This is a genomic window from Methanothermobacter sp., from assembly GCF_049720995.1.
GTDB lineage: Archaea > Methanobacteriota > Methanobacteria > Methanobacteriales > Methanothermobacteraceae > Methanothermobacter.
On record NZ_JBNASF010000014.1, the window covers coordinates 39187 to 45186 of the forward strand.

A 6000-nucleotide genomic window follows, 5' to 3' on the forward strand; every position below is an offset into this window, starting at 1 on the left:
CTATAATGAGCTATGCTCTGGAGGTTGGAGGATGAACTTCGGTATAACCTGAAGGCACATTTAGAGACATTGAATCTGAGATGAACACTGTTAAGACCATAAACCAAACCAATAACCCCCTCACATTCAATAATAAATTAATAAATTTTATTAATAAACAAATAAAAACCAAGAGGTGTGAATACCATGCCAATGTATGAAGACAGAATAGATCTCTATGGGGCAGATGGTAAGCTCCTTGAGGAGGATGTTCCTCTTGAAGCCATAAGCCCCCTTAAGAACCCGACAATAGCAAACCTGGTAAGCGACGTGAAGAGGTCAGTTGCGGTGAACCTCGCCGGAATCGAGGGAAGCCTCAGGAAGGCAGCCCTTGGAGGAAAATCCAACTTCATCCCGGGAAGGGAAATTGAACTGCCAATCGTTGAAAACGCAGAGGCAATCGCTGAAAAGGTCAAAAAACTCGTCCAGACCTCAGAGGACGACGACACAAACATACGCCTCATAAACAACGGCCAGCAGATCCTGGTACAGGTCCCAACAACAAGGATGGGTGTAGCAGCAGACTACACCGTCTCAGCACTTGTCACAGGGGCAGCAGTTGTACAGGCAATCATCGACGAATTCGACGTGGACATGTTCGATGCAAATGCAGTTAAAACAGCTGTAATGGGAAGATACCCACAGACAGTGGACTTCACAGGGGCCAACCTCTCAACACTCCTCGGACCACCTGTGCTCCTTGAGGGACTTGGATACGGTCTCAGGAACATAATGGCAAACCACGTCGTTGCCATCACAAGAAAGAACACACTCAACGCATCAGCACTATCATCCATACTCGAACAGACAGCAATGTTCGAAACAGGTGACGCTGTCGGGGCATTCGAAAGAATGCACCTCCTTGGACTTGCATACCAGGGACTCAACGCCAACAACCTTCTCTTTGACCTGGTTAAAGAGAACGGTAAGGGCACAGTAGGTACAGTAATAGCTTCACTGGTGGAAAGGGCAGTTGAGGACGGAGTCGTTAAAGTGGCCAGGGAGATGAACTCAGGCTACAAGGTCTACGAACCAGCCGACTGGGCACTATGGAATGCCTACGCAGCAACAGGACTCCTTGCAGCAACAATAGTCAACGTGGGAGCAGCAAGGGCAGCCCAGGGCGTTGCATCAACAGTGCTCTACTACAACGACATCCTTGAATACGAAACAGGACTCCCAGGCGTGGACTTCGGAAGGGCCATGGGTACAGCAGTGGGATTCTCATTCTTCAGCCACTCCATCTATGGTGGAGGAGGTCCAGGTATATTCCACGGAAACCACGTCGTAACAAGGCACAGTAAGGGATTCGCCCTCCCATGCGTGGCTGCAGCCATGTGTCTTGACGCAGGAACACAGATGTTCTCAGTTGAAAAGACATCAGGACTCATAGGATCAGTTTACAGCGAAATAGACTACTTCAGGGAACCAATAGTCAACGTTGCAAAAGGTGCTGCAGAGGTAAAGGACCAGTTATAGGCTTAAACGGGGAGTTGAAATGCCAGAAACAGGATTCGTCGATGTGAAGATATTTCCCCAGAGGCTCCTGAAACCGGAAACCGTTGAGAAACTGCTGAACAGCATCTACGCCCTTGAGGGTATAGTCAGGGTACTGGTTCATGGACCGTCGATACCCGACAGGGTTTACTATGGACCTGCAAGGGGCACAGAGGTTAAACACAGCGACCGGAGAAGAATAATGGTGCGTGGAGAGGAGGTTGAACTCCGCGTTAAGGTCGGAGAGGTCATAGTCGGGATACTCCCGGAGGCCCTGGAGGATAACATGGAGAAAATCGATGAAATCCTGAGGGAAGTGCTCCCCTGTCCCTATAAGCTATTCATAGGTGCCTTCACAAAGAAGGACATCACCATATCCGATTACCTCAAATACGGTCTCAACTTTGAGGACAAAATCGACCCCAGGATAATCGGTATGGCTGATCCAAGTTCAAGGGTGAAGGACACCGTTATTAACATAAAATGATTGTGAGGTTATGATATGTCTTACAAAGCCCAGTACACTCCTGGAGAAACCCAGATAGCTGAAAACAGAAGAAAACACATGGACCCTGATTACGAATTCCGTAAATTAAGGGAAGTATCAGACGAGGACCTGGTCAAGGTCCTGGGACACAGAAACCCCGGTGAAAGTTACAAGTCAGTGCACCCACCACTGGATGAGATGGACTTCGAGGAGGACATCGTAAGGGACATGGTTGAACCCATACAGGGTGCAAAGGAAGGTGTGAGGGTCAGGTACATCCAGTTTGCAGACTCCATGTACAATGCACCTGCCCAGCCCTATGACAGGGCAAGGACCTACATGTGGAGGTACCGTGGTGTTGACACAGGTACACTCTCAGGAAGGCAGGTCATTGAGATGAGGGAACTTGACCTTGAGGGAGTCTCAAAGGAACTGGTGGAAACCGAGCTCTTTGACCCTGCAACAACCGGTATAAGGGGTGCAACAGTTCACGGACACTCCCTGAGGCTCGATGAAAACGGTCTAATGTTCGACGCCCTCCAGAGGTACGTCTTCGATGAGGAGAAGGGCCAAGTGGTCTACGTCAAGGACCAGGTAGGAAGGCCCCTTGACGAGCCAGTGGACATGGGCCAGCCCCTCGGCGAGGATGAACTCAAGAAGATCACCACAATCTACAGGAAGGACAACATCGCTATGAGGGATGATAAAGAGGCAATTGAAGTTGTTGAAAACATACACACCGGCCGTACCCTGGGCGGATTCGGTATGGACGTATTCAAGGATGACCTAAGAAAAAGGCTAGGTGATGATTAATGGATGAAAAGAAACTATTCCTTAAGGCTTTAAAGAAGAAGTTTGAGGGGGAAGACCCTGACGAAAAATACACAAACTTCTACTGCTTCGGCGGATGGGAACAGTCCGCACGTAAAAAAGAATTCACAGAGTACGCCAAGAAGGCAGCAGAGAAGAGGGGCGGAATACCATTCTACAACCCTGACATAGGCGTGCCACTGGGTCAGAGGAAACTCATGGCATACAGGGTTTCAGGAACAGACGCCTACGTTGAAGGTGACGACCTCCACTTCGTGAACAACGCAGCCATCCAGCAGATGGTGGACGACATAAAAAGGACAGTTATAGTGGGTATGGACACAGCACACGCCGTCCTTGAGAAGAGGCTCGGTGTGGAGGTAACCCCTGAGACAATCAACGAGTACATGGAGGCAATCAACCACGCACTCCCAGGCGGTGCCGTTGTCCAGGAGCACATGGTCGAGGTACACCCGGGACTCGTGGAGGACTGCTACGCCAAGATCTTCACAGGAGACGACAACCTGGCAGATGAACTGGACAAGAGGATACTCATAGACATAAACAAGGAGTTCCCTGAAGAGCAGGCCGAGCAGCTCAAAAGCTACATTGGAAACAGGACCTACCAGGTTAACAGGGTCCCAACAATAGTCGTGAGGACCTGTGACGGCGGTACAGTCTCAAGATGGTCTGCAATGCAGATCGGTATGAGCTTCATATCAGCATACAAACTCTGTGCAGGTGAAGCAGCAATCGCTGACTTCTCATACGCCGCAAAACACGCAGACGTTATAGAGATGGGTACAATAATGCCTGCAAGGAGGGCAAGGGGACCAAACGAACCCGGTGGAGTTGCCTTCGGAACATTCGCAGACATAGTCCAGACCTCAAGGGTTTCAGATGACCCTGCAAACATATCACTTGAGGTCATAGCAGGTGCAGCAGCACTCTACGACCAGGTCTGGCTCGGCTCATACATGTCAGGTGGTGTCGGATTCACCCAGTACGCAACAGCATCCTACACCGACGACATCCTCGACGACTTCGTCTACTACGGTATGGAGTACGTGGATGACAAGTACGGAATCTGCGGAACAAAACCAACAATGGATGTCGTCAGGGACATCTCAACAGAGGTCACACTCTACAGCCTTGAACAGTACGAGGAATACCCAACCCTCCTGGAGGACCACTTCGGAGGATCACAGAGGGCAGCTGTTGCAGCCGCAGCAGCAGGATGTTCAACAGCCTTCGCAACCGGAAACTCAAACGCAGGTATCAACGGATGGTACCTCAGCCAGATACTCCACAAGGAGGCCCACAGCAGGCTCGGATTCTACGGATACGACCTGCAGGACCAGTGCGGTGCATCCAATTCACTCTCAATCAGGAGCGATGAGGGACTCATACACGAACTCCGTGGACCTAACTATCCGAACTACGCAATGAACGTGGGTCACCAGCCAGAGTACGCTGGTATAGCCCAGGCACCTCACGCTGCAAGGGGAGACGCCTTCTGTACAAACCCACTCATAAAGGTTGCATTTGCAGATAAGGACCTCGCCTTTGACTTCACATCACCAAGGAAGTCAATCGCAGCAGGTGCCCTCAGGGAGTTCATGCCAGAGGGTGAAAGGGACCTCATCATACCAGCTGGAAAATAATTCCAGCATAAAACCTTTTATTTTTAAAAATAGGTTTCAGAAGTTACTGATAGAGAATTCTGTATTTAGAAATTTTTCAAAAACTAATTCCCTGTTTCTGTGGTTTAACTTGAGCTGTTGAGTGGATCTATTGAATAATATATTTTAAGAAAAAGGTTATTTTTTCTGCTTTATGTAAATTCTGTGTTTATCGAGGTCCAGCCTTGTGAGTTTTCCTTCAAACTTCTTCGTTGAGTTGAGGACATCGGTTGCTTTAATTCCATCTTCAAGGACCTCGATGAGTATAACATCCTCCATTAGGAGGTCTCCATCCTCAGAGTATAGGTTTGATTCACACATATCATGGCCTCCATTGGTATTGAGTTTGGGAGTATATTGATTTTCCAATATAAATTTTTTCATTATTAATCATGTAATTAAGCGGTAGATCCGGGCTTAGCTGCGGATAAAAAAAATGGAAATTTTTATATACACATTAATACAATTAATTTTATAAATATCCCAGAACAAGACATTAAACAGGTTTACGTAGATATATTTGAAAGTGGGGATGAATAAATTGGTAAATAAATATTTACTATATTCAGCGGCAGTTTTTGTTTTGTTCTCATTGATAGGCACTACATACGCCTTTGATGATCAAAATTCTTCGGATATTATTATTTATGGAACTGTTTATAACTGTAGAAACTTAAACGAAACCATCGCTGGGGTTAATGTAACTGCACATACAGATGGAGGACATGTCATCAGCAATATAACGGATTCTCATGGGTCATACACACTTAATGTTACCCCATCAAAGACAGTGACCCTTCATGCACGCTACAGAGGACATCTTGAGAGTGTTAAGGTTATTGAAATAAATAATGAAACATCCATAAAGGTTGACCTATCACTTGGACAGCCGGCAGTTACGCTCACAGGACCCTCAGAATCATTCATAAACGAGAACTTCCAGATAAACGTCGATTTTGATAACAATGGCACTACACCAGGCTTTGGACCCATAGTAGAACTCATACTCCCCCCACAGATAACTTTTCTGAATTCAAGCTACCTGGGATTCCCGACAAAATACGTAAATGTTGGAATATTCCCGGATTCAGGTGAACTTCTGGATCCCCTCACAAGAAACATTACATTGGGTCCTCCAGGTTATAGTCTCCTTGTCATAGAATACCCATTTGGCAGTTTTGCCCCTGAACAGCCCCCTGCAGAGATGATAACAAACCTGAAAATGGCACTGAATGCAACAGTAGGTCTGCCACTTAATATAACAGCGCTACCGATATTCCGGTTTGGTAATGACCCCCTTGATGATCCAACAGTCGACCCACCCATCTATGGTGAAGCAAAAAATATCACCATCATCCCCTCGGTAATAAGGATCAATAAAAGGGCTGTTCTGCATGAGGATGAAACTGCAACAGGTCCAAACTATCCATTTGATTACATTATAGAAGTGGACGTGGCAGATGGCGCCACAATAGAAAATTTAAC

6 protein-coding genes are annotated in these 6000 nt (G+C 47.2%); 5 read left to right on the forward strand and 1 reads right to left on the reverse strand.

What is annotated here, in order from left to right:
* Window positions 1-186 precede the first annotated feature (186 nt).
* The 4 genes from mcrB to mcrA are packed head-to-tail and all read left to right on the forward strand — an operon-like array spanning window position 187 to window position 4497.
* The gene (gene mcrB, locus ACPLJI_RS05765; RefSeq protein WP_424731194.1) at window positions 187-1518 is read left to right on the forward strand and encodes a coenzyme-B sulfoethylthiotransferase subunit beta; all 1332 of its coding nucleotides are present in this window, start codon (window positions 187-189) and stop codon (window positions 1516-1518) included.
* A 19-nt stretch (window positions 1519-1537) separates the two neighbouring features.
* Window positions 1538-2023: a methyl-coenzyme M reductase operon protein D gene (mcrD, locus tag ACPLJI_RS05770; protein ID WP_424731193.1), complete on the forward strand. Its 486-nt coding sequence runs from the start codon at window positions 1538-1540 to the stop codon at window positions 2021-2023.
* Window positions 2024-2038: 15 nt separating this feature from the next.
* Window positions 2039-2836 (forward strand): coenzyme-B sulfoethylthiotransferase subunit gamma, encoded by a 798-nt coding sequence (gene mcrG, locus ACPLJI_RS05775; RefSeq protein ID WP_424731192.1) that lies wholly within the window; start codon window positions 2039-2041, stop codon window positions 2834-2836.
* A complete protein-coding gene (gene mcrA / locus ACPLJI_RS05780) occupies window positions 2836-4497 on the forward strand; it encodes a coenzyme-B sulfoethylthiotransferase subunit alpha (RefSeq protein WP_424731191.1) in 1662 nt (553 codons plus the stop codon). The genes mcrG and mcrA overlap by 1 nt, the downstream gene beginning before the upstream one ends.
* Window positions 4498-4653: 156 nt before the next feature.
* On the opposite strand, the gene ACPLJI_RS05785 is transcribed toward mcrA, so the two are convergent.
* Window positions 4654-4836, reverse strand: coding sequence for a CooT family nickel-binding protein (locus ACPLJI_RS05785; protein WP_013296301.1), 183 nt, complete (start codon window positions 4834-4836; stop codon window positions 4654-4656).
* 211 nt (window positions 4837-5047) lie between these two features.
* Between ACPLJI_RS05785 and ACPLJI_RS05790 the strand changes: the two genes are divergently transcribed.
* Window positions 5048-6000, forward strand: a 953-nt coding sequence (locus ACPLJI_RS05790; RefSeq protein WP_424741163.1) for a carboxypeptidase regulatory-like domain-containing protein, incomplete at its 3' end; no start/stop codon positions are given.

Excerpts from the sequence above, each read along its gene's own strand:
- mcrG (WP_424731192.1), top strand. The coding sequence starts at position 2,039 with ATGTCTTACAAAGCCCAGTACACTCCTGGAGAAACCCAGATAGCTGAA.
- mcrA (WP_424731191.1), top strand. The coding sequence starts at position 2,836 with ATGGATGAAAAGAAACTATTCCTTAAGGCTTTAAAGAAGAAGTTTGAG.
- mcrD (WP_424731193.1), top strand. The coding sequence starts at position 1,538 with ATGCCAGAAACAGGATTCGTCGATGTGAAGATATTTCCCCAGAGGCTC.
- ACPLJI_RS05785 (WP_013296301.1), bottom strand. The coding sequence starts at position 4,836 with ATGTGTGAATCAAACCTATACTCTGAGGATGGAGACCTCCTAATGGAG.
- mcrB (WP_424731194.1), top strand. The coding sequence starts at position 187 with ATGCCAATGTATGAAGACAGAATAGATCTCTATGGGGCAGATGGTAAG.